Annotated in this window: 19 protein-coding genes and 1 pseudogene; all 20 read right to left on the reverse strand. The window is 37.8% G+C overall.

Annotated features, from left to right (window positions below; translation table 11 throughout):
• Positions 1–313: 313 nt before the first annotated feature.
• Positions 314–1,624 carry a murein hydrolase activator EnvC family protein gene (locus ACIQX2_RS02110; RefSeq protein WP_402846478.1) on the reverse strand — a complete coding sequence of 437 codons (1,311 nt, stop codon included), beginning with the start codon at positions 1,622–1,624 and terminating at the stop codon, positions 314–316.
• 27 nt (positions 1,625–1,651) lie between these two features.
• The gene (gene ftsX, locus ACIQX2_RS02115) at positions 1,652–2,539 is read right to left on the reverse strand and encodes a permease-like cell division protein FtsX (RefSeq protein WP_402846480.1); all 888 of its coding nucleotides are present in this window, start codon (positions 2,537–2,539) and stop codon (positions 1,652–1,654) included.
• Positions 2,529–3,215: a cell division ATP-binding protein FtsE gene (gene ftsE / locus ACIQX2_RS02120; protein ID WP_402846482.1), complete on the reverse strand. Its 687-nt coding sequence runs from the start codon at positions 3,213–3,215 to the stop codon at positions 2,529–2,531. Before ftsE ends, ftsX begins: the two co-directional genes overlap by 11 nt.
• Positions 3,216–3,498: 283 nt before the next feature.
• Complete coding sequence (cccB, locus tag ACIQX2_RS02125; RefSeq protein WP_402846484.1) at positions 3,499–3,849, reverse strand: cytochrome c551; 351 nt, start codon at positions 3,847–3,849, stop codon at positions 3,499–3,501.
• A 49-nt stretch (positions 3,850–3,898) separates the two neighbouring features.
• Complete coding sequence (locus ACIQX2_RS02130; RefSeq protein WP_402846486.1) at positions 3,899–4,774, reverse strand: YitT family protein; 876 nt, start codon at positions 4,772–4,774, stop codon at positions 3,899–3,901.
• A gap of 466 nt (positions 4,775–5,240) precedes the next feature.
• Positions 5,241–6,707 carry a methyl-accepting chemotaxis protein gene (locus ACIQX2_RS02135; protein WP_402846488.1) on the reverse strand — a complete coding sequence of 489 codons (1,467 nt, stop codon included), beginning with the start codon at positions 6,705–6,707 and terminating at the stop codon, positions 5,241–5,243.
• Between the two features lie 81 nt (positions 6,708–6,788).
• A protein-coding gene (gene prfB, locus ACIQX2_RS02140) for a peptide chain release factor 2 (protein ID WP_402846490.1) occupies positions 6,789–7,893 on the reverse strand; the annotation gives its coding sequence in 2 pieces (ribosomal slippage) (positions 6,789–7,826 and positions 7,828–7,893; 1,104 coding nt in all).
• Positions 7,894–7,921: 28 nt separating this feature from the next.
• Positions 7,922–10,432 (reverse strand): preprotein translocase subunit SecA, encoded by a 2,511-nt coding sequence (gene secA / locus ACIQX2_RS02145; RefSeq protein ID WP_402846492.1) that lies wholly within the window; start codon positions 10,430–10,432, stop codon positions 7,922–7,924.
• Positions 10,395–10,607 carry a hypothetical protein gene (locus tag ACIQX2_RS02150; RefSeq protein ID WP_402846494.1) on the reverse strand — a complete coding sequence of 71 codons (213 nt, stop codon included), beginning with the start codon at positions 10,605–10,607 and terminating at the stop codon, positions 10,395–10,397. The genes secA and ACIQX2_RS02150 overlap by 38 nt, the downstream gene beginning before the upstream one ends.
• 723 nt (positions 10,608–11,330) lie before the next feature.
• On the reverse strand, positions 11,331–11,888 hold the full coding sequence (gene hpf, locus ACIQX2_RS02155; protein ID WP_402846496.1) for a ribosome hibernation-promoting factor, HPF/YfiA family: 558 nt from the start codon (positions 11,886–11,888) through the stop codon (positions 11,331–11,333).
• Between the two features lie 110 nt (positions 11,889–11,998).
• Positions 11,999–12,379, reverse strand: coding sequence for a PilZ domain-containing protein (locus tag ACIQX2_RS02160; protein WP_402846498.1), 381 nt, complete (start codon positions 12,377–12,379; stop codon positions 11,999–12,001).
• Between the two features lie 132 nt (positions 12,380–12,511).
• The gene (locus ACIQX2_RS02165) at positions 12,512–13,006 is read right to left on the reverse strand and encodes a C40 family peptidase (RefSeq protein ID WP_402846500.1); all 495 of its coding nucleotides are present in this window, start codon (positions 13,004–13,006) and stop codon (positions 12,512–12,514) included.
• Between the two features lie 179 nt (positions 13,007–13,185).
• On the reverse strand, positions 13,186–14,874 hold the full coding sequence (locus ACIQX2_RS02170; RefSeq protein WP_402846502.1) for a methyl-accepting chemotaxis protein: 1,689 nt from the start codon (positions 14,872–14,874) through the stop codon (positions 13,186–13,188).
• 444 nt (positions 14,875–15,318) lie between these two features.
• Positions 15,319–16,167 (reverse strand): VOC family protein, encoded by an 849-nt coding sequence (locus ACIQX2_RS02175; RefSeq protein ID WP_402846505.1) that lies wholly within the window; start codon positions 16,165–16,167, stop codon positions 15,319–15,321.
• A gap of 401 nt (positions 16,168–16,568) precedes the next feature.
• Positions 16,569–17,417 (reverse strand): annotated as a pseudogene (locus ACIQX2_RS02180) (threonine/serine dehydratase family protein); the annotation flags it as partial.
• Positions 17,418–17,525: 108 nt separating this feature from the next.
• The gene (gene leuD, locus ACIQX2_RS02185) at positions 17,526–18,107 is read right to left on the reverse strand and encodes a 3-isopropylmalate dehydratase small subunit (protein WP_402846507.1); all 582 of its coding nucleotides are present in this window, start codon (positions 18,105–18,107) and stop codon (positions 17,526–17,528) included.
• 15 nt (positions 18,108–18,122) lie between these two features.
• Positions 18,123–19,532 carry a 3-isopropylmalate dehydratase large subunit gene (gene leuC, locus ACIQX2_RS02190; RefSeq protein WP_402846509.1) on the reverse strand — a complete coding sequence of 470 codons (1,410 nt, stop codon included), beginning with the start codon at positions 19,530–19,532 and terminating at the stop codon, positions 18,123–18,125.
• 19 nt (positions 19,533–19,551) lie between these two features.
• A complete protein-coding gene (gene leuB, locus ACIQX2_RS02195; RefSeq protein WP_402846511.1) occupies positions 19,552–20,652 on the reverse strand; it encodes a 3-isopropylmalate dehydrogenase in 1,101 nt (366 codons plus the stop codon).
• Positions 20,653–20,888: 236 nt separating this feature from the next.
• Entirely contained in the window at positions 20,889–22,430 is a 1,542-nt protein-coding gene (locus ACIQX2_RS02200; protein ID WP_402846513.1) for a 2-isopropylmalate synthase, read from the reverse strand.
• The gene (ilvC, locus tag ACIQX2_RS02205) at positions 22,417–23,448 is read right to left on the reverse strand and encodes a ketol-acid reductoisomerase (RefSeq protein ID WP_402846514.1); all 1,032 of its coding nucleotides are present in this window, start codon (positions 23,446–23,448) and stop codon (positions 22,417–22,419) included. The genes ACIQX2_RS02200 and ilvC overlap by 14 nt, the downstream gene beginning before the upstream one ends.
• Positions 23,449–23,459 lie beyond the last annotated feature (11 nt).

A 23,459-nucleotide genomic window follows, 5' to 3' on the forward strand; every position in this document is an offset into this window, starting at 1 on the left:
AACCATATCCAATCATCGTTTTTATAATACTAAGATAGTCCAATTATTAAGTTAATATCTACTCACTTATTGATTGGAGTGCAACGTGGCGACTCCAGCGGGAACAGCGAGAAAGTCGAGACCCCACAGAGAGCGTAGCGAACGAGGAGACTGGACCTCGCCCGCGGAAAGCGTCCGCGTGAAACGGAAATCACAGTATTACTTGTTTACTGTTATTTAGAATTTTACTATCATACTTACAGTGAAGCTGCTTTATCAATTTACTATTTAATCAAAAAAAACGCTTCTCCACGAATGGAAAAGCGTTGTATTATTATAAAGAAATATATCTCATTGGGTTAACAGAGTTTTTCGCCATACCTTCCCAGTTACCTGCATGAATTTCAAAATGTAAATGAGGTCCAGTAGAATTACCAGTAGTACCTATTGCACCGATAATCTGACCTTTTGATACAACTTGTCCAACACCAACTTTAATACTGCTTAAATGTGCATATAACGAAGTGAAAGTCTGACCATCGATAGAATGTGTCACCATAATTACATTTCCGTATGTGCTAAGCGGAGAAGCATAAGATACAACCCCATCTGCTGCAGATACTACGGGTGTACCAGTACTGTTCGCAATATCAATACCGTAATGGGTTTTTGTCCCTCCATAAATCGGATGAGTTCTCGTTCCGTATCCAGAAGTGAATCGTCCAGATGCAGGCTTTGTCCAAGAACCAGACGATACATTTGGAATTACAGTGGAAGAACCACCGCTAGCTGCTTGCTGACGTTTTCTTTCTTCTGCTGCTTTACGTTTCTTTTCTTCTGCTGCTTTTCTAGCAACCTCAGCTAATCTTTTTTGTTCAGCAACAATTTTATTTTGCGTTGCTTGGCTTAAGTTTAGAATTTCATCATATTCTGTTTCTAATACTTCTTTTTCTTCATGTAATTTCGCTTGTTCTACTTCCAATTGGTCTACTAATTTACCTTTTGAAGCTTTTTGGCCGTCTAGAGAAGCCTTTAAACTAACTAGCTTGTTTTTGCTGTCTTCTTGCTGTTGAAGTTTTTTCTCGAGGCTCACTTGTTGTTCTTCTAATTGTTTTTTATCATCAGCCTGTTCTTGTAGGATTGTGCGATCTGCATCCATCAATGTATTGACTGCAGAGAAACGGTCGATAAAATCGATGAAGCTATTGGCCCCTAGTAATACATCTATATAGCTAACAGATCCTCCACTAACTTGAACAGCGCGAATACGCTCTTTTAATAGTTCATCACGTTCTTCGATTTTTCTTTCAAGCTCTTTAATTGAAGCACGTAATTTTTCAATTTCAGTTGTCGTTAATTTGATTTCATTTAACACTTCGGAAATCTGTGTTTCAGTGTTAATAATTTTTGAATCTAACTCTTTTATTTGTGCCAAAATTTGATCCATTTTTGATTCATTTTGATTAATTTTACCTTCAGTTTCTTTAATAGTTGAGTTAATATTACCTTTCTTTTGCTCTAACTGTTTTTGTTCGTTCTTCAAATCATTTAACGTATTTGCAAAAGCACTCGGAGTCGTTATTAAAAGTGCTCCTGTAGTTGCTAAAGCTATAATTCTTAGCAACCATGTAGACTGTTTTCTCAAAATTTCTTGCTCCCTTCAATTTACCAATTACACACGTAGAAATTTACGGACCGACATGAAACTTCCCCATACCCCAATAAGTACTCCCATTAATAATATTAAGCCGTTTACTTGATAGATAAATGGCGAAAAATCTAACAGTTCAAATAGTTTTCCCTGTTCTAACTTTGGAGCTAGCAATTTAAAGACATTATAGTAGAGTACTGTTACTAGCGTAATAGGAACTATCGCACCTAATATCCCTAGCCACATACCTTCTAAGATGAATGGAATACGTATAAACCAATTCGTTGCCCCAACTAGCTTCATAATTTCAATATCTCTTCTTCTGGCAACAATCGTAATACGAATCGTATTAGAAATTAGGAACATTGCTGTAAATAACAATGCCAAAATCAATACTAACCCCACGTTTCTACCAGTGTTCAAAACTGAGAATAGTTTTTCTATCTTACCTTCTCCATACTTTACTTCAAACGTATTATCGAGACGTTCTAATTTCTTTGCAACTGCTTCTGTTTCCTGAGGATTGTTAGCTTTAGCATAAAATACATTATGTAATGGATTTTGTTGTTCAAATAATCGTAAATCGTCACCAAAATCAACTACTAATTTATTTAATTCGTCTCCTTTTGGAGAATATTTCACTTCTGCGATTCCTGTTGTCTCTTTAATCTCTTGTTCTAGCTTTGTTATAGAAGCTTCATCGGCAGTTAATTCGACATAAACTTTAATCTCTACGTCTTTTTCCAGATCATCCGCTACTTTGTTTAAGTTCATCATAATCATCACGAAGACTCCAACAAGTAATAATGTAACTGTTACTGCACTTACTGAAGCAAATGTCATCCATCCGTTGCGACTAATGCTTTTTATACTTTCTCTGAAGTGTCTTCCTATAGTTCTACCCTTCATAACCGTATTCTCCTCCGTATTCGTCTCGAGTGATTAATCCACCCTCAACTGCTATAACACGGTGTCTAATAGTATTAACAATTTCTCTATTATGCGTTGCCATAATAATTGTTGTTCCTCGAGCATTTATTTCTTCGAATATATTCATAATTTCCCATGAGGTTTCTGGATCTAAGTTTCCCGTAGGCTCATCAGCGATAACAAGCATTGGCGTATTAACGATGGATCTTGCAATAGAGACACGCTGTTGTTCTCCACCTGAAAGCTCTGTTGGAAACATTCTTGCTTTGTTCTTTAGACCGACTAACTCTAATACATCTAGCACTTTTTTACGTATTACTTTAGGAGTTTCTTCTATAACCTCTAAAGCAAATGCCACGTTTTCATATACATTTAAACGTGGTAATAATTTAAAGTCTTGAAACACTACACCGATTTGGCGTCTTAAAAGTGGTACTTTACTGTTTTTGAGTGTAGCTAAATTTACACCATTTATCAAAATATCACCAGAAGTTGGACGCTCTTCTCGATACATCATTTTGATGAATGTCGATTTCCCTGCTCCACTTGGTCCTACTACATATACAAATTCGCCTTGCTTTATCTTTATATCGATACCGTTTGCGGCAACTATACCATTTGGGTACTTTTTGTAGACATTTATCATTTCTATCATTAATAAACCACCTAATTAATTTCGTCATAAAATGCAACACGCCTATTATAACATCTGTAGCTCATTTTTTTGTTACAATAAGATTTCAATTTATAGGTAAAATTAATTATGTTACCTAAAATTCAATCTATGTTTTTGCCTAACTAGTGAATTTTACTGACATACATTTTACCTACTTCCTCTAAATTCTACAGCATCCGAGGATATTCCTTCTTTTATTTCAAATAAAAAATCAGCTACTCAAAAGAGCAGCTGATCTCACTTACAGTTATACTTTTTTACATTATTTCTTAGCTGCTAACCACTCAGCTACTGCCTGAGCTTCATCGCCAGAAATAATTCCACCAGGCATTGCGCCTCTACCGTTTTCAATAACATTTAAAATTTCATCTTGTGATAGGCGTGAACCTACATCTTTTAAGGCTGGGAAGTTACCTTGCCCTTCTAAATTTTGACCATGACAGCTAATGCATTTTGCGCTAACAATTTTTTCTGCATCAACAGAGGCTGTTTCAGTTGTTGTTCCAGTGTTTGTAGATGTATCCTTAGAAGTATCGGCATTATCATTACCGCCACCACATGCAGCTAGAACTAACCCTGCTCCAAATATTAAAGCTAATAGTTTTTTGTTCATGTTACTACCTCCTTAAAGTGTATTTGGTTGCATAATTATTATACCAAACCTATGATCTTTTGAAACCTTCTCCCAATACCTCATAGGCATCCGAAACTATGACAAAAGCAGCAGGGTCAATAGTCTTGACGATATGTTTCAACTTTGTGAATTCTGTTTGATATGCCACGACCATCAAAATTGGTCGTTCCACATTTGTATATCCACCGTAAGCTGGGAGTTTTGTTACACCGCGATCAATCTCGGTATAAATAGTATCCCTAATTTCATCTTGTTTATTCGTAATTATATAAATCATTTTTGATTGACTAAATCCTAATTGGACCAGATCAATCGTTTTTGTCGTAACAAACAATGCTATTAGGGCATATAGGGCCTTTTCGATATCAAAAACGATTGCAGCGCTTAGAACTATTAACCCATCTAATATAAGTACACTAGTACCAAGGGAAAATCCTGTATACTTCGTAATAATTTGTGCAGCTAGATCCGTCCCACCTGTGGACGCACCGCCTCTAAAAACGATACCCAGTCCCAAACCTACAGTAATTCCTCCAAATAAAGCTCCTAGTAGCGGATTCATTGTCCAAGGATCCCAATTTGCAGTCACTAGCACCACCGCCGGCAACACTAATGTACCTACAAAGGATTTAATACCAAATTTTGCACCTAAAAAGAAAAGTCCTGCTATAAACAAGGGAATATTGAAAGCATACTGCACAAGTCCTGGCTCCCAACCAAAGACACCTTTTAAAATTGTACTAATTCCGCTAACTCCACCAGAAGCTACTTGGTTTGGTAATAAAAAGACGTTAAATGCAACAGCAATAATGGCTGCGCCAATAATTACATATACATAATCCTTCGAATTTTTTATAATGGGATGTGGTTCTTTATATTTTCTACGGTTAATATTAGTTTCCATTTTAATATCCTCTTTCATCCATTTTCTTGTTTGCCTGCACTAGTATAACAAGGGAAAAGTTATTTGTGAACTTCATCAAGATAGCGTGTTGACGAGGTGAAGTGAATGAAAATGAGGAGTTGTGGAAGGTTATATATATATGTTATCTCTCGACTATAGAAATTTATACATACGCAAATGATGGTTATTGTCAAAAGCAGTATATTTAGTTTTCATAGAGCTTTGGACAGACTTTTAGCTATATTATTAACGTTTGATTTTTTAGAGATGCTGATATGCCAGATGTCTGTCCGTCGCCCTCTTTCAACCTTAGGAACTAATCGACGGTGATAGTTCATCGCTCACCCCGCGAAACGCGTCCACCTTAATGGAAATCAGCAGTAATACTAGGGTGATCTTAGTCTTTTAATGGTTTCTTGTCTTTAAAAAAAGAGCATGTCTCGAGGACACACTCTTTCTATAACATTTATTTATTATTAATGCTTTGAGCTTCTTTGTAGGTCTCATCTATATACTTAGCAATCGCTTGTTGATCTTCCGTTATTTGAACAAGTGTAGCGTTAAATTCCTCTACAGTCGCTGTGCTTTCTTCAATAATTGCCGCGAACTCATTCGTACTAATATTAATGGATTCCGTATTATTAGAAATAACATCTACATCTTGCAAGAATTTAGCTAACTCGTCTTGTAAATTCTTCATTGTTAAATGCAGTTTATTAAATGATTTATTTGATTCGTCAACTGTAGATACTTGAGCGTAAATTTGATTTACACCATTTTCTAGCTTGTTTAGAGCTTCTTGATTATATTTATTTAACTGATTTAAATTGTCATCAATTTTTTCTAATGATTGATCAGTAACACCGGCAAGTTTTCTAATTTCATCTGCAACCACCGCAAATCCTTTTCCTAGTTCTCCAGCTCTTGCAGCCTCTATCGATGCATTTAATGCTAGAAGATTAGTTTGTGCTGTAATTTGACGAATATCACTCGCAAAAGTATTTGTTTCATTAATCTTTTCAGAAAGACCATTGAATGTTTTATTTAGTTCAACGAAAAAGACTGTAAATTGATCAATTTCTTTTTTCATTTTTTCCATAACCGTTGAGCCATCCGACGCATTCTGTTCTGCTAATTCAGCCTGTTTAACAATCTCCTCTAAATGATCAGCCATTTCTTTTACTGAATCAGAAGTTGCCTCTGCACTTTTTACAATATCAACAACGTGATCAGCTTGTTTTTGGGAGCCAATACTAACTTCCCCAACAGCCACAAGCATTTCCTGCTGTGCATTGTTCGTGTTGAATGTATTTGTGCGTATTTGCTCCAAATTAGTAGTAATAACAGATACTGCAGTTTCCAGTTTTTGATGTAGGAAAGCATCTTCATCAGACTTCACTTTAGCTGCTTGAATCAGCTTTTCGACATTAGTGAATAACTTCTTACTTTGTCTTACTTGCAAGAAAATACCTAGAGCCATGATAAACTGGATAAAGAAAACATTTACAGTTCGGCCTTCAAATATACCTGAATTATCTAGCACCACATTTAAAGCCATTGCTCCTAAACTCAGTATGTATCCAAATAAAAAAACACCTTGGTTAGAATGCAAGCTACTTAAGATTAAGATAAAAAGTGCTAAAACGATTGTGGCAATACTTACTTCATTAAAATAACTCATACTTATCGCTGTTATCGCTCCGGAGAGCACAACAAAATAAGGAAAAACACGTGCAATTTGTATTGACTTTCTAGCAACAAAATACAAAGTAATCGTTATAACAAAAGGAATTCCAATTGAAATTATGACAACTGCTGCCTGTTGAATAATAATTTGTACTAGTAATCCTAGACCTCCTGCTAATCCATAAGCTAAAAACAGTATGAAGTTTTTTCTCATTAAATCTTCGTTTTTCAACTCATTAATATTCATTTCTTTTTCCCCCACGCTTTTATTCTGAAAAATTAAAAAACCGATGTTATATAATTATAACATCGGTGTGTAAAACGTCTATTAATTTATTTTTGAACGTAGATATGCGTGAATAAACGGATCAATCTCACCATCTACCACTGCATGAACATTACCACTTTCTTCATTGGTACGATGGTCTTTTACCATTGAATATGGATGGAATACATAAGAACGTATTTGACTTCCCCATCCAATTTCTTTTTGTTCTCCACGGATTTCCAATAATTGAGCTTCTTGTTCTTCAATTTTCAGTTGATATAGTTTTGATTTTAATAATTTCATCGCTTGTTCACGGTTTTTAATCTGTGAACGCTCTGTTTGGCATGTAACAACAGTGTTCGTAGGTAAATGGGTAATACGAACAGCTGAGTCCGTCGTATTAATATGCTGCCCACCAGCACCTGTTGCACGATACGTATCGACTTTCAAATCTTCTGTACGGATATCGATTTCAATTTCATCCGTAAACTCTGGCATAACTTCACAGGAAACAAATGAAGTATGTCGGCGCCCTGAAGAGTCAAAAGGAGAAATACGAACAAGACGATGGACGCCTTTTTCGGCTTTTAAATAGCCATATGCATTATGTCCTTTGATGAGTAACGTTACCGATTTAATACCAGCTTCATCACCTGGTAAATAATCAATCGTTTCTACTTTAAATCCATGCTTGTCTGCCCATCTTTGGTACATACGGAGCAATATAGAACCCCAATCCTGTGACTCGGTACCACCAGCACCAGGATGCAATTCTAAAATCGCATTATGCTTATCGTATTCTTCACTCAATAACATTTGCAATTCAAAATCACTAAGCTTATTTGTGAATTCTTGTAGTTGATGGCCAAGGTCTTCTTGTAATTCATCGTCTGGCATTTCTTTGATTAATTCCAAAGTCATCTCTAAGTCTTCTTGCATCGACTCCAGATTACGATACTCTTCTACGATGGCTTTTAATGCATTGGTTTCATTGATTACTTTTTGAGCACCTTGTGCATCATCCCAAAAATCAGGAAATGTCATCATCTCTTCTAATTCTTGAATACGAACCTCTTTGTTTTCTAAGTCAAAGAGACCCCCTAAAGTCTTTTAACTTTCCTGAAGTTCTATCTAGCTCGTTACGTACTGTTGCAATTTCTATCATTTGTTTTCCTCCGACTTTCGTTTATCTATTAATTCACTGCACCATGGCAGTTTTTGAATTTTTCGCCGCTACCACATGGACATGGATCATTACGTCCTACGGAAACTTGCTTGCGTACTGGTTGTTTCTTTACTGGTCCGCCTTCTTCTTTCGGATTGACAGCCTGCCCTTTTGCTACTTCTTCACGTTCTAGGTTATTGCGAATTTCTGCTTTCATCGCATACTTCGCAACGTCTTCTTGGATAGAATCGACCATAGCTTCGAACATTGCAAATCCTTCACTTTGGTATTCGCGAAGTGGATCCGTTTGACCGTATGCACGTAAATGGATTCCTTGGCGAAGCTGATCCATTGCATCGATATGATCGATCCATTTCGAGTCAATTGAACGAAGTAATACTACTTTTTCGAACTCACGCATACGTTCAGCAGTCATTTCTTCTTCCTTCGCGTTGTAGAAGCGAATTACTTCTTCTTTTATTTTTTCAATCATCTCTTCAGGAGTTAAATTTTCTAGCACTGATTGAGTTATTACCCCTTCAGGCAATAAATTCGCTTGAACGTAGTCTTCAATCCCTTTTAAACTCCAGTCTGCCTTATTCTCAGAGCTCGTATGAGAGGAAACTAAACGATCAATTGCTCCGAATAGCATAGACTCTACAAGTGCACGCATATTTTCTGTTTCTAATACTTCGTTACGTTCTTTATAAATGATTTCACGCTGTTGACGTAATACATCATCATATTGTAACAAACGCTTACGTGAATCGAAGTTATTACCTTCTACGCGTTTTTGCGCTGATTCCACTGCACGAGATACCATTCTCGATTGAATTGGTTGAGAGTCATCCATTCCAAGCTTAGACATCATAGCACGCATATTATCAGAGCCGAATCTGCGCATCAATTCATCTTCCATGGAAAGATAGAACTGTGTTACCCCTGGATCTCCTTGACGGCCAGAACGTCCGCGTAATTGGTTATCTATACGACGAGATTCATGTCGCTCGGTCCCAATTACTGCTAAACCTCCGACCTCAACTACGCCATCGCCTAATTTAATATCTGTCCCACGACCAGCCATATTCGTGGCAATCGTAACAGACCCTAAATGTCCAGCAGTTGCAATAATTTCTGCCTCATGTTCATGATTTTTAGCATTTAATACATTATGCTTAATGCCATGTTTCGTTAACAATTTAGAAATAATTTCAGAGGTTTCGATCGCTACAGTACCTATTAAAACAGGTTGGCCATTTTTGTTACGTTCTGCGATATCAGCAGCCGCTGCTTCGTATTTGCCATTCATCGAAGCATAGATTAAATCTGCACGGTCATCCCTAGCAATCGGACGGTTTGTTGGAATCGCAATAACATTCATATTGTAAATATTACGGAATTCTTCCTCTTCCGTTTTTGCTGTACCCGTCATACCCGAAAGTTTGTCGTACATACGGAAAAAGTTTTGGAACGTGATCGTAGCCATCGTCATTGATTCATTTTGGATTTCTAATCCTTCTTTTGCTTCAATTGCTTGATGAAGACCATCGCTATAACGACGACCTTTCATAAGACGACCCGTAAACGAATCGACAATAACAACATCGCCATCCTGAACGACATAATCGACATCCAAATGCATAGAAGCATGGGCTTTTAGTGATTGATTGACTGCATGATTTAAGCGAACATGAGTCAAATCAAATAAATTATCTATGTTAAAAGCTTTTTCTACTTTCTCTACACCAGTATCCGTTAGAGTTACACCTTTTGTAGATTCCTCATAAGAATAATCTACTTCCTTTGTTAATGTACGTACAAATGCATTTGCTTGTTTATAAAGCAGTGCTGCTTTGTTTGCTTGTCCGGAAATGATTAAAGGTGTTCTCGCTTCATCTATTAAGATTGAGTCAACTTCATCAATTACTGCATAGTGAAGCGGTCGTTGAACCTTATCTTCTTTATACAAAACCATATTATCTCGTAAATAATCAAACCCAAGCTCGTTGTTCGTGGAATAAGTAACATCCGCCGCATATGCTTCACGTTTTTCTTCTTTTGACAAAGAATTTAAGTTCAATCCAACAGTTAACCCTAGGAAATTATACAATTTCCCCATCTCAGCAGCATCACGGCTAGACAGGTATTCATTTACCGTCACGACATGTGCACCAAGGCCAGTAATTGCATTTAAATAAATAGACATTGTAGAGGTTAGCGTTTTACCTTCCCCTGTTTTCATCTCCGCAATATTACCTTCGTGAAGTGCAGCTGCACCCATAATTTGAACACGGAATGGGAACATTCCAAGAACACGTTTAGATCCTTCACGTGCTACTGCAAATGCTTCTGGTAATAAACTATCTAAGCTTTCACCTTTTGTATGACGATCACGAAACTCATCTGTTTTCGAACGAAGCTCATCATCAGACAAGGCTTCCATCTTACTTTCAAGTGCTTCTACTTTATCTGCCATTTTTTCTAAGCGTTTTAGTTCACGTTTATTCAAATCGAACACTTTGTTTAATACACCAAGCATCTATTTTCACTTCCCATTTAGTCTTACTCTCCATTTTACCATTCGTTGTAAAGTCACGCAAATAAGGTTCACTAATAAAGAACAAAAACTTAGTTATGCAGTTGATTGTAGCGAAGGACGGACGCTTTTCATGGGCACGGCTCGAGCCTGTAGTCTCTCCCTCGAGCTCTCCCACTGGAGTCCCCGACCTGCGCTACAATCAATTAAGAAGAGATGCTTAAAGTATCGTATAAATAATCGGGCTTTCTCTATCCTAATGGGATAAATTAAATGCTGCTTTGTTCATCTATCATAAGATAAACCGGGCAAAAAAAGGTACTGTCTTTTAACAACAAAAACCTAGATATGCCGTTGATTGTAGCGAAGGTCGGACGCTTTCCGTGGGCACGGCTCGAGCCTGTAGTCTCTCCCTCGTGCTGTCCCACTGGAGTCGCCGACCTGCTGCGCTACAATCAATAATAACCTCTTTTCTATAAGGAAAGTTCCATACATATTACTTTAAATTAAAGACTGTTTTTTGCATCTATCATTGGACTACAGTCCTAAGTCAAAAAAGATTACCGGTAATTTAAATGGAATTAATTGTTTAATAAAATTTGCCCAATCTTTTTATGTTAGGGATATGCTATACCAAATCTCTCCGTTTGTACTACACATTAATTGATTTTCTTTACAGGTGGCGACTTCGGCAGAAACTATCAGGAGGTTGGTCACGAAGGCGTTGCGATCGCGTTGTGGCGTTCTTAGCCTTTGTACTCCACCTGAAACGGAAATCATGGGAGTATTCATTATTACTATTCCCTTGAACCAAGTGTTAACGGACATTTTTATATACTTTTTATCTAATAAAAAACTTTCCTCATAAGTATGAGGAAAGTCGGGATGTTAAATTATTTGATTAATTTGTTTCGATTAAGCCATATTTTCCGTCTCTGCGTTTGTAAACAATATTTGTACCATTAGATTCTGCATCTGTGAAGATGAAGAAATTATGACCAAGCATGTTCATTTGTAATACTGCTTCTTCTTGATCCATTGGTTTTAGGTCGAACTGTTTTGTACGGACAATGTTATATTCGTCCTCTTCTGAATGTTCAGTTGCTCCCTCTGGTGGATCAATTGTTGCAAAAAATGTTGCGACACCTTCACGCTCACGGAATTTGCGATTCACTTTAGTTTTATACTTTCTAATTTGACGCTCTAATTTATCAACGATTAAATCGACTGCAGCGTACATATCAGCATTGCGCTCTTCTGCTCTTAGTGTTAAATTTTTCATAGGAATTGTTACTTCTACTTTTGTTTGTTTGTCGTTATACACCTTTAAGTTAACGTTTGCAGTTGCTTGAATTTCTTCGTTGAAGTAACGGTCTACTTTCTCGATTTTCCCTTCAACGTATTCACGTATTGCAGGAGTCACCTCAATGTTTTCTCCACGAATGTTAAAGTTCAGCATGTAAACTCCTCCTTTAATTTAACTCTATATATATATTTCAACACCACCTTTAAAATATCCTTCTTATTTTAAAGTTTTTATTTATTTTTTGTCGAAAGTTGTAATAATATTTACTTATTTAGTTCCATCTCTTTCCGTCTACGGTTTTTAAGCTCTGCAATAATCATTTTTTCACTATCATCATCCCCAACAAGCTTAATGCCATATTCATGACCGAAAGATTTTCGATGGGACCATACAAATTCTCCAACCATTGAAATAGGATTTGTATCTAATGTAAAATTCAATTCCACATAATGTAACTGTTCTATAGATATAAATAATTCACTAAACATTTTCACACCATTTGGGCTAATATCTATAATTTTGCATGCACCTTTTTTAGACAATTCCACTTCAGCATCGCCTTGATGTTGTTTAATCAGTCGAAATGTCGCATCACATGGTTCTCCAAATGTATACCGAAAATATTCATTGCGATTATATTTCAAATCCTTTCCCCCGTTCGATGGTTAAGCTACTACCTTTATTTCATTATGCAGAATTCATTTGAAATTTTCAAACGATATGAGAATAAAAAAAGTTCTACCGTAAATTATACGATAGAACTGATATGGATATGTTTATTTGTTTACTGCCACTGTCACATCAGTAACTCTTTTTGCACCTACATAACGTTTACCCCAATAATAAGGATCATTGACTTTAGCGATACTTACACCTTTCGAAGACGAAGAATGGATAAATTTGCCGTCACCGATGTATATACCGACATGTGAAACGCCCTTACCAGACGTATTGAAGAATACTAAGTCTCCAGAAGTTAGATCACTTTTATTTACTTTAGATCCTGAAGAGTACATTCCAGAAGAAGTTCTTGGAAGTCCAACTCCTAAATCTTTGTACACATAACTAACAAATCCAGAACAATCGAATCCTGCTTTTGAAGTTCCGCCACCACGATATTTAATCCCAATCAAATCTTTAGCTGTTGCTACTAATTCCGATGAATTGACAGAACTTGCTGCTTCTGTATTACCTGCGAATGGAGCTGTAACTAATAGTACTGATAATAGTATGATCGCCATGACTTTTTGCGACAGAGATTTTAAGTTCATTGTGTTCCCCCAAGATCTAAAGTTTTCTGATTATTTCTCTAAATTCATCTTACCACTCCTTAAACCTTTTTAATTTTACAGTTATGTAACAATTGTGTTACAAGAGAAACTCAGTGTTTTCAATGTTTTCTCACAAAAAAACCTAACAAGTAGATTGTTTATTACTTGTTAGGTAGCTTTTATATTACAAATCTAGTGCTTGATTTTTCCAAAATAATTGCCTGATCACTGACATCATTTATCAATTTTGAGAGTTTTTCGATTGTCTCTACATTAGACAAAAGCATGTTTTCTGTATGTTCCATTTGCGCTGTATTATTTTCAATAGATTCTATTAATGCAAATATGAGTCTCACAGAAGTATTCTTTTCTTCTTCAATTGTTAAGATAGAATCTTTCATATGTTCATTTTGATTTTTGGAATCACCTATATAAGCAACAATTTTATCCATTTTTTGATGGAGCATTTCAAACGTAGTTGCATTATTTTTTGATGCAGCTAGTCCATCTGCGAAAACATTCGCCATCTGTGTACCTTGTTGAGTAATAGCATTAGATATTTCGTGAATTTTATTAGCTGTTCCAGAAACCTCATCTGCAAGTTTCTTCACTTCTTCTGCTACAACTGCGAAGCCTTTGCCATGCTCTCCAGAACGAGCTGCTTCAATTCCAGCATTCAACGCAAGTAGGTTTGTTTGCTTAGAGATTGATTGGACAATTGTTGTCATACGTGCAATTTCCTCTGTTCTATTTTGAAGTAACTCTCTTTCTTGGTCTGCTTCTTTAAATAATGAGCGCAATTTTGCGGATTCTCCAGCAGCATTTCTCATTGCCACTGCACTGTCATCTGCCATTTTTACTGCAATAGCGGAATACTCGTTCAGCTCAATAACTTTTTCCGTTACCTCTCCAAAAGTACGGGAGAATTCCTCTAAAAAGGAGCGGATGCCGATAGATGCTTCCTTTTGCTCTAGCATGCTGCCACTCGTCTCATGAATAGCTAGTTTAACAGTATTTGTACTATCTACTGTATTGGTGGAATACGCTTGTAGTTCTACGCTATTACCACTTAATTTTTCCGCAGTGTATTTAATCGTTTTTACGATGTCTATGAGGTTTCCACGCATTTCATTCATCGCACGAGATACTTCTCCAATTTCGTCGTTTGTTAATATTTCTAAAGGTTGACTATTTAAATTCCCATTTGATATTTCCTTTGCAGATAAAACGACATGTGCCAGCTGTGTTTTTATTTGTCGATTTGTTAATAAAACTAGAACAAGGGAAAGAAGACCTGCTATTAGGAATGCAACAACTACAATGGCAATTGTATTTTTCTGGCTTTCAGACATTTCTTCTATTAAGAGCTGCCTTTCATCCGATTCATGCTGTCTCGTTTCTTCTAATAGAATGGTTAGGCTTGTATATTTTTCATTGATGGACTGAAGCTGTCTTCTTTTAGCAACATTTTCTTTGTTGATTACTGATTTCTTTAAATTATTCTCATATGTAGTTTGAATAGATTGTAACGTTTCTGAGAAATTTCCCCAATCAACATTAGGCATTTGCTTACTAGATTCGACTAATAGACTTGCTAAACTTGCTTTCTTCGCTTCGTAATCTTTGTCGAATTGATCTAATGGATCTCCAGCAAAATTAGATATAGCGATGTATAAACTAGCTACTTCAGATCGCATAATATCCACACTTTCGACGTTTTGTGAGGACGTTTCCATTTCATCCGCTAAGTTTTGATTGTGTATTACTTGGACGATCAATAAAATAGTCATCAACCCAAATAAGATAAAAGAACTAAATATTGCTATTAAATATTTCATTCGCAGTGGAATAGTAGACCATTTTTTCATAGGTATTCCGACCTCCCAAGTTGAAATATAGCATAATCCTTCAAAGAAATGAGCGTGTTTTCAGAAACTTTACATTAATTTTACAAAGACAAATTTGAAAATTAATTAAAACCAGTTTTTAAAATCATCAATATTTCGACAACACATAAACAAAAGAATCTTGACACTCTAATCTTGTCGAAAAGCATAGTCGAGAACACGCAAGAAATGACATATTAATTAATCTGGAAGGTCCAAGTCGAATCCAAACAGATTGTGTCACAAAGGTAGACCAAATTGTTGGTGATAAAAATGAAGAAATTATAAAAGAGGAAGAAAAGGATTAAGTAACTAATTCCGATAAGAAGGACCGACAAATAATAGTTGTCGACGGCGGTATGCGGAAGGGTATTATAATTGAGGGAGAAGAAGAAAAATGACTCCGATTAACTCGGAGTCATTTTTTTATTTCACCGTTAATTTTATTTTATTTTGCGAAGGGTCTTTCACCGTAAATGTCCCATTTTCTTCTACAATCTCTGTTCCGAATGCTTTTACTTTAGAAACTGCAGCCTGTAGCGCTTCGTTGGAAGGATAAACTACGGAGAAAGCTTTTAACCCTACTACGTTTTCTGGTGTAGGAGGTGCTCCTACTCCTGCCCATGTGTTTAAACCAATATGGTGATGGTATTTACCTGAACCCATAAATAATGCACCTGGATAGTTAGGTGTAATAACGTCAAAACCTAACGCATTATAAAACTTTTGCGTTTCAGCTAGTTCAGAAACGTGTAAATGAATATGTCCCATTACAGTCCCTGCTGGTAGTCCATTCCATTCAGTATTTGCACCTTCAGCTAATATACTTTGAGCATCAATTTGAAGAGTTGCCATCTCAACAAATTCATTTTCCCATTTCCACTCAGTATCTGGGCGATCACTGTAAATCTCAATTCCATTTCCGTCTGGGTCATTTAGATATAGCGCTTCACTTACTAAGTGATCTCCAGCTCCAATACGAATGTTAAGCTCAGCAAAATGTCTTAAAACTGCTCCTAAATCCGCACGTGTTGGTAACAATAGAGCAAAATGATATAATCCCGTTGTTTTTTGCTGTGTCGGCAAAATATCTGCTGGTTGTTCAATAGAAAGTAGTGCTGTCTCCCCATCGGCAGTTAGATAGATTTTGTCGGATTGCTGTTCTAGCACTTTAAAGCCGATGATATTCTCATAAAATTCTAGAGAACGTTGAAGATCAACTACCTTCAACTTTACTAATTCTATAAATGTATTTGGTTTATTGTGATATTTCATGTTAATTCCTCCAATAAGGTTTGATTTTATAGTTACTTTTCGTAAGTAATTATATTTTAGTTAGTGCATTAAGTCAAGTGATGAGATTGAATTATGTTTCGCCGTTCCGAATAGCATATTAGAGGTATAGATCGCAAGTAGAGGAGTCGGATCCCAATCTCCTCAGAGGTTGATGGAGATATTTTATTTTGCGTAACGTTTTCTGCACTTTGGCACAACATTTTTATTTTGCGCAACACTCTAAGCAGTATCCGCAACATCCCTAATTTTCCATAACAAAACACCACTAGCTTCAAAAGGCTAATGGTGTTTCAATATTCTTATTTAGCTAATGGCATATTTGTACATAATTGTTGGCATTCGGCTAGTTTGCTAACGTCGAAATTGCCACCACTTACGATAATGCCGACGTTATTTGAGGATGATGGAACTTTGTTATTCAACACTGCCGCTACAGCCGCAGCAGCTGCACCTTCGATGAGCGTTTTTTCGCGTTCGAGCGTAAATAGGATAGCTGATGCTATTTCTTGTTCACTCACGGTGATCACATCGTCCACTAGTGCATGAATAATGTTCATGGTCAAATTCCCTGGCGTTTTCACATTTATGCCTTCTGCGATCGTTTTGCCTTGGAATGGTAGCAGACCGTCTGCTTTTCCTTTATACGCTATAGCAATTGCTGAGGCGTTGATGGATTGGACGCCGATAACACGAATATCAGGACGGATTGATTTGACTGCAAGGAGTGTTCCTGCGAGTAAGCCTCCTCCACCTGCTGGAACAACAATCGTGTCTAGCTCTGGACGCTGCTGAAGCATCTCCATTGCTACGGTTGCTTGCCCCTCGATAACGGCTATATCGTCAAAAGGATGGATGAAGGTTGCTCCTGTTCGGAGTTGTTCCTCACGAGCAGCTATATATGCTTCATCAAAGTTCTGACCGATTAATTTGACAGTTGCACCATACCCTTTCGTAGCATTTACTTTCGAAACGGGTGTTCCAAGTGGCATGAAAATCGTGACTGGCACATTTCGCGCTGCTCCAGCAAAAGCAACACCTTGTGCGTGATTACCAGCAGAGGCTGCGATTAATCCTTTGGCACACTCTGCTTCACTCAACTGTGATACTTTATTCATAGCGCCTCTAATCTTAAATGACCCAGTTTTTTGCAGGTTTTCTAATTTCAAAAACACATTTTTCTCGGTAATTTTATTGAATGTGGACGATTTTTTGCACGGTGTGCGATGCACGAACTCCGCTACTTTTTCAGATGCACGATATAAACCTACAGTGTCGTATGAATTCCCAACAAAACCATCTCCTAATTAGCTGTTTTTTGAAGCTCTATTTATCCTTATTTATGCTTGCGCTACTTTTTCTTCATAAGCTTTAATTTTATCTTCGTATTGGAAGGTTAATGAAATTTCGTCCCATCCATTTAGAAGCATTTTCTTTTGGTACGGATCAATGTCAAATGAATAAACGACACCGTCCGCACCTGTTACCGTTTGTGCTTCTAGATTAACTGCTACGTTATATACTTCTTTGCTTAATAATGTTTCCACTTCTTCCACCGATAGCTTAATCGGTAAAATTCCGTTTTTCATGCAATTATTATAGAAGATATCCGCAAAACTTGGTGCAATGACTACTCGAAAACCATAATCCAAAATGGACCAAGGAGCATGCTCTCGGGAGGAGCCGCAGCCAAAGTTGTCATGTGCCACTAAAATAGTAGAATCTTTATAACGCTCATCATTTAATACGAAGTTCTTATTTGGCTCGCCAGTTGCATCGAAGCGCCAGTGGTAAAATAGGTATTTACCGAATCCTGTGCGTTCAATACGCTTTAAAAATTCCTTTGAGATTATTTGATCCGTGTCGACATTTTTTTGATTCAAAGGTGTTATGACACTGTTTATTTCATTGATAGGCTCCATTGGTTTTCCTCCTTCTTAAACATTTACCAGTCCGAATTTTCGAATATCCACAATATGACCTTCGATCGCAGCAGCTGCTGCCATGGCTGGGCTCATTAAATGTGTTTTGGAACCAACTCCTTGGCGACCTTCAAAGTTTCGGTTAGAAGTAGATGCACAATGCTCTCCTGCCGGAACGATATCATCATTCATCGCTAGACACATACTACATCCAGATTCGCGCCATTCAAATCCTGCTTCAAGGAATACTTGGTCAATACCTTCTTGCTCTGCTTGTTTCTTAACCGTTTGAGATCCTGGAACGACAATTGCTTTTACAGTTGGATGTACTTTGCGACCAGCAATTACGTTCGCTGCTGTGCGAAGATCACTCAAACGTGCATTTGTACAAGATCCGATAAATACATTGGTTATTGCTATATCTTCTAAAGGTATTCCCTGTTCCAAGCCCATATATGCAAGTGCTTTTTCATGTGCTTGCTGGTCACTTGCTTCCGCAAAATCGGAAGTGAACGGAATATTTTGTGATACGCCTGAACCCATGGAAGGATTTGTCCCCCATGTGACGAATGGTTCGATTTCGTCTGTAGATATCTCTACCGTTTTATCATAAACAGCACCCTCGTCAGTTGCTAGTGCCAACCAACGTGCTGCTTCTTTTTCAAAAGCTTCCCCTGAAGGCACATGCTCACGACCTCTAAGGAATTCAACAGTAGTCTCATCTGGGCTAATCAAACCTGCGCGAGCTCCTGCTTCAATCGACATATTACAAATGGTCATGCGCTCTTCCATAGATAGCTTACGAATTGCTTCACCAGTATATTCCACGATGTACCCTGTACCCATATCGATACCAAACTTCGAAATGATTGCTAAAATAATATCTTTTGCAGCTACTCCATAGCCAAGCTCACCTGTCACTTTAATTTGCATTGTTTTCGGTTTAGCCTGCCAAAGCGTTTGGGTAGAAAGAACATGCTCTACTTCACTAGTTCCGATACCAAAAGCAATTGCACCAAAAGCACCGTGTGTCGAGGTGTGACTGTCCCCACAAACAATTGTTTTACCAGGCTGCGTTAAGCCAAGCTCCGGTCCGATAATATGCACAATTCCTTGGTCTGGATGATCCATATTGGCAAGTGGAACACCGAATTCTTCACAGTTTTGTTGAAGTGTAGAGATTTGCTTTCGAGCGATAACATCTTTAATCTGCTCTCTGTTTCGAGTTGGAACGTTGTGATCCATTGTTGCATAACAAAGATCTGGTCGACGAACCTTCCGATTGTTTAGTCGTAACCCTTCAAAGGCTTGGGGAGATGTCACTTCATGGATTAAGTGTAAATCGATATAGAGAAGGTCTGGTTTACCTTCTTCCTCGTACACAATATGTTCATCCCAAATTTTCTCAATAATCGTTTTTGCCATTTAGTCCCTCTCCTTTTGGTTAGACATAAGAAAACATAATACTATCTGATACAAATTCTGAGTCTAATTCTTCAATTACTTTAGCTGTCCATTCAGTAGTAGAAAGTACTCGTTTCCCTTTCATCTGAAGGTCACCTGTGAAATTCCCATCATTTAAAACATTAAATACGGCTTCTTCAATAGCTGCCGCTTCTGTTTCCATTTGAAACGCTTCACGTAGCATCATAGCTGCTGAAAGAATAGTTGCAGCTGGATTAGCTTTATTTTGTCCAGCAATATCAGGAGCAGAGCCATGGACTGGTTCATATAAACCAAAACCATCCTCTCGTGTACTTGCAGATGGTAGCATCCCTAAAGAACCAGTAATTACGGAGGCCTCATCACTTAAAATATCCCCAAACATATTTTCCGTTACAATTACGTCAAATGAATCTGGTTTCGTAATCAGCTTCATCGCTGTTGAGTCCACAAGCATATGCTCTACTTCTACATCTGGATAGCCTTGTTTTTTCTCTTCAACGATTTGACGCCATAACTTACTAGAATCCAATACATTTGCTTTATCCACAGAAGCAAGCTTGCCACGACGGCTTCTTGCTAATTGGAAAGCAGTATCTACAATTCGCTCAATTTCTGGACGTGTATAAACCAAAGTATCTAATGCGTAATCATTTGTTTTCTTCCGTGGCTCAGCAAAATATAGACCACCTGTTAATTCGCGAACTATAACTAAATCCACTGATTCTGCTACTTCCTTTTTCAGAGGAGAAGCTTCTAGTAATGCAGAAATTGCTTTTACTGGACGAATATTCGCATACAAACCAAAATGCTTACGAATAGCTAGCAACCCTTTTTCCGGGCGTAAATGAGATGGATTTTGATCCCACTTTGGCCCACCCACTGCGCCTAAAAGGATGGCATCACTTTGACTACATGCATTTATAGTTTCTTCTGGAAGTGGGTTTTCACTGGCATCAATCGCAGCTCCACCGATCAATCCGTATTGCAAGTTGAACGTATGGTTATAACGTTTTGCAATGGCTTGAAGCACCTTTACTGCTGCTTCTGTTACTTCTGGACCGATTCCATCTCCCGGTAATACCGTTATCGTTTTTTCCATCTCATTCACTCCCATTTTTTTATTGATTTTATTTAAAAATGTCATTGATTTCTGTTCCAGGCGGACGCTTTCCACGGGCACGTCTTCAATCTCCTCGTCACTACGAAAACATATGCTCCTGCGGTCACTCGTCGCAAAGATATTAGTCCAACAAAGTTCGTCTAATATCTTTCCTGCGGGGCTTTCAGCTCGTGCTGCTCCCGCTGGAGTCGCCGCCATTCACTACAATCACTTAATTATTGTCCTACTGCCGCTTGTTCTCTTATTTGTACATTTACTAATTGACGATTGATAGCATTGATATAAGCTCTTGCCGATGCTTTCAGTACATCCTGAGAAGCATTTCGACCAGATGTTGTTTTTCCGTTGAAGGTTAAGTTGATAACTGCTTCACCAAGTGCATCGCGTCCTTTAGATACAGAGGAAACACGATAGTCTAAAATACGAACCTCGCCGTTAACTATTTTTTCAAGTGTATTGAAAATTGCTTCTACTGCACCAGATCCAGGACAAGTTTCCACTACGCTCTCACCAGATGGTACTTTTACTGTGATAGTAGATGTTGGGACATTGTTTTCATAGTGGACGATTAATTCCTCTAATTCATACACTTCCACTTCTCCACTTTTCACTTGTTGATCAGTCAATAAAACAAATAAATCCTCTTCCGTAATTTCTTTCTTACGGTCTGCTAATTTCTTAAATGCTACAAACGCTTCATTTAACTTTTCATCGCTTAATTGGAAGCCCATTTCCGTTGCTCTCGAGAAGAATGCATGACGGCCAGAGTGTTTTCCAAGGACAAGCTCAGTCGCTACATCCCCGATTAAATCCGGGGTAATAATTTCATACGTTTCCGGATTTTTCAGCATGCCATCTTGGTGAATACCAGATTCATGTGCAAATGCATTTTTTCCAACAACCGCTTTATTCGGCTGAATAACAACGCCTGTCAGCTGACTAACCAACTGGCTAGTACGTTTCGTTTCTTTCAATAAAATACCGGAATCGGCTTGGTAATAATCACTTCGAATATGTAGTGCAACAGCTACTTCCTCAAGTGCTGCATTACCCGCACGTTCACCGATACCATTGATCGTACCTTCTACTTGCGTCGCTCCATTTTCGATAGCTGCCAAAGTATTGGCAACAGCCATTCCTAAGTCATCATGACAATGAGCAGATAATTTCACTTTTTCGATACCTGTTACGTTTTCACTTAAGTATTTGAATAGAGCTCCATATTCAATAGGGGTTGCATAGCCTACTGTATCTGGAATATTGATCGTTGTTGCGCCTGCTTTAATTACTTCATTCATAATACGGACAAGGAAATCCTTGTCTGAGCGAGTTGCATCTTCAGCTGACCATTGTACAAGTGGAAAATATTTTTTCGCTAGCTTCACAGATTCAACTGCAATTTCAATCACTTGCTCTGGTGTTTTATTTAACTTATATTGCATATGAATTGGAGATGTTGCGATAAATGTGTGCAGATGCGGTTGCACGCCACCTTTTAACGCCTCCCATGAAGTTTCAATATCACTTTTGATCGCACGAGCCAGACCAGTAACGACTGAATTTTTCACAGTATCTGCAATAAGTTTTACCGCCTCGAAGTCCCCAGGTGATGAAGCAGGAAATCCTGCTTCAATAATGGAAACACCGTACTTTTCAAGTTGACGAGCAATTTCTACTTTTTCTTTCGTATTTAGATTAATACCAGCTGATTGTTCGCCATCACGTAGCGTTGTGTCAAAAATGTCAATTTTGCGCACTAGTCACCACTTCTTTCTTGACTTTTTTCCCTTCATTGATGAAAGGCATCATTTCACGTAATTTTGCTCCAACTACTTCGATTTGGTGCTCAGATTCTGCTTGTTTAATAGCGTTATATTTTGGACGATCTGTTTCGTTCTCTTTAATCCATTCTCTTGCGAATGTACCGTCTTGAATGTCTGTTAATACGTCTTTCATACGATCTTTTACAGATGAGTCAATGATACGTGGTCCAGACACGAAATCTCCCCACTCAGCTGTATCTGAGATAGAAGAACGCATTGTAGCCATTCCTCCTTCGTACATTAGGTCAACAATTAGTTTTAATTCGTGCAATGTTTCAAAGTAAGCAAGCTCTGGTTGATAACCTGCTTCTACTAATGTTTCGAAACCTGCTTTAACGATTGCCGTTGTACTACCACAAAGTACCGCTTGCTCACCGAATAGATCTGTTTCTGTTTCTTCTTTGAATGTTGTTTCTAGAACGCCTGCACGAGCAGCTCCGATTCCTTTTGCATAAGCAAGTGCTAGATCTTTTGCCTGACCAGTCGCATCTTGATAAACAGCGAATAATCCTGGTACTCCTGCTCCAGCTTCGAATGTTCTACGCACTAAATGACCAGGACCTTTTGGTGCTACTAGGAATACATCCACATCTGCTGGAGGAACAATTTGACCAAAATGTACGTTGAAGCCATGAGCGAATACAAGTGTCTTACCAGCTGTCAATGAAGGTTGGATCTCCGCTTCATACACTGCTTTTTGTCTTTCATCTGGCAATAAAATCATGATAACATCTGCTTTTTCAGCTGCTTCTTTTACCGAATATACTTCAAGACCATCTTCTTTTGCTTGGTCGAATGATTTACCTGCACGAATACCTACTACTACATCAAATCCTGAATCCTTTAGGTTTAGTGCGTGTGCGTGACCTTGAGATCCGTACCCGATGATTGCGATTTTTTTGTCCTGTAAAAGTCCTTCGTTGATATCTCCGTTATAATACATTTTAGCCATTGTAATTTCCT

The organism is Psychrobacillus sp. NPDC096623, assembly GCF_044762655.1.
In the GTDB taxonomy this organism is placed as follows: Bacteria; Bacillota; Bacilli; order Bacillales_A; family Planococcaceae; genus Psychrobacillus.